Source organism: Microbacterium sp. zg.Y909 (genome assembly GCF_024626565.1).
On sequence record NZ_JANJFJ010000601.1, the window covers coordinates 1 to 1,777 of the forward strand.

At 71.6% G+C, this 1,777-nt stretch carries 3 protein-coding genes; all 3 read right to left on the minus strand.

The genetic code is table 11. The features are described from left to right. Positions 1 to 280 (minus strand): hypothetical protein (locus NQ160_RS23295; RefSeq protein ID WP_257517385.1); only part of this gene is annotated, 280 nt, incomplete at its 3' end. A gap of 60 nt (positions 281 to 340) precedes the next feature. After that, positions 341 to 502 carry a hypothetical protein gene (locus NQ160_RS23300; protein WP_257516370.1) on the minus strand — a complete coding sequence of 54 codons (162 nt, stop codon included), beginning with the start codon at positions 500 to 502 and terminating at the stop codon, positions 341 to 343. 32 nt (positions 503 to 534) lie between these two features. Beyond that, positions 535 to 1,665, minus strand: a complete 1,131-nt coding sequence (locus NQ160_RS23305; protein ID WP_257517386.1) for a glycosyltransferase family 2 protein — start codon at positions 1,663 to 1,665, stop codon at positions 535 to 537. Positions 1,666 to 1,777 lie beyond the last annotated feature (112 nt).

Consider the following 1,777-nt stretch of genomic DNA (forward strand, 5'->3'; position numbering starts at 1 on the left):
CCTTGTCGACGACGGTTTCGGTCCAGGCCTCCTTGTCGACGACGGTTTCGGTCCAGGCCTCCTGGACGACGCGGGTCTCCGTGTGGCTCACCTCGGGGACCTCCGCTACACCGGGGATCTCGGCGACGGCGGGCACCGCGGGGGTCACGAGGACCGTCTCGGTCCAGGCAGCCCGCGGAACGCACGTGGCGTCTGCGGCCTGCGCTGCGGACGCGCCGAGCATCAGCGGGCTCGCAGCGATGACGAGCGCCGCAGTGGCGCTCGCGACCTGCTTTCTCACCGCAACTCCTTTCTGTCGTGATGGGTGGGGTCAGCCCGCGGGCACTGCCCGCGGGACGTGTCAGGGCTCCGTCCGCGCTTCGCGGCGCATCCGCAGGACACGGCCGATCGAGAGCGTGGCGAGCCCGGCGACGAACAGGGTCCAGCCCGCCACCCAGGTGTGGGCGACGGCGGCACCGGTCGTGGCGAGCACACCGGCGGCGCTGCTGTTGAGCTGGTACATGGAGAGGTCCTTCCGCAAGAGAGGGGTCCCGCTCAGCTCGAGGGGACGAAGAGGGGGGTCTCGTGCGCGGTGACGTGGTTCCAGTCGGTGTCACGGCGCAGCAGCGCCAGCGCGACGGCGTGCACGAACGCCGCCTGCAGGGCGATGTCGTAGGCGATCTCCGGCAGCACGGCGGCGGCGAGCAGGCGGGCGCGCGGTCCGCCCGGCCACACGGTGATGACGCGTTCGAGGATGAAGACGCCGCCGACGGCGAGCCAGAACCCGCTCAGGGCGAAGGTGCCGGCGGCGATCGACAGCGCGGTCAGCAGCAGCAGAGCGGCGATCGTGAGGATGCCGACGAGGATCATCGCCTGCTGGCCGATGTAGCGCAGCGTGACGCGGGAGACGCCGTACTCGCGCAGGTTGTCGAGCATGCCCTTGTACCAGCGCACGCGCTGGCGGTGCAGGTCGCCCCAGGTGGGCATGAGCTCGGTGGTGCAGACGCATTCGTCGGGTGCGACCATCCGCCAGCCGCACGTCTTGAGGGCCAGGGTCAGCTCGGAATCCTCGGTGATGGCGCCGCGGTCGTAGACGTCCCCGCGGGTACCGGGCAGAAGATCACCTCGTGCGGCGGCGACATCGCGCAGCGCGGCGGTGCGGAACATCGACGCGGTGCCGGTGACGACGCTCACCCGTCCGGTGGCGCGGATCTGGGTGCCGTAGCGGACGTACTCGTTCGCCTGGAACTGCTGCAGCACGCTCAGTGGCCGCTCGCCGACGAAGACCCCGCTCACTGCGCCGAGTGCGGCGTCAGCGGTCAGCGCGGCCATGGCCACCTCGATGAACTGCGGGTCCAGGCGCGTGTCGGCATCGACGACGAGGACGAAGGGCGGTGCGTCGCCGCCCAGCGCTGCGAGCGCCTGATTGAGCGCACCGGCCTTGCGGTCGGTGTTGTCACGGGTCACCATGACGTCGGCCCCGTGGGCGGCGGCGACGTACCCGGTGGCATCCGTGCAGTTGTCGGCGACGACGATCACACGTCGCGGTACCGCCGTCTGCCGTGACAGGGCGTCGAGCGTCTCGGCGATGGCGTCGGCTTCGTTGTGCGCGGGGATGATCACCGCGAGTTCCCTCGCGCGCACGACGCGCCGCGGAGGCAGGCTGGACCGTACGGTCGCGCTCATGGCGGACCACCCTTTCTCGCCGGTGGGACGGCGCTCGAGCCGGCCGTCGGAGCGGGCGGCCACGCGGCGGCACCGGTGCGGTCCCGCGGTCACTCAGTCCACTCCCGCGGCG

Bases quoted from the DNA above. Each gene is read 5' to 3' on its own strand.
- NQ160_RS23300 (WP_257516370.1), bottom strand. From the start codon at position 502: ATGTACCAGCTCAACAGCAGCGCCGCCGGTGTGCTCGCCACGACCGGT.
- NQ160_RS23305 (WP_257517386.1), bottom strand. From the start codon at position 1,665: ATGAGCGCGACCGTACGGTCCAGCCTGCCTCCGCGGCGCGTCGTGCGC.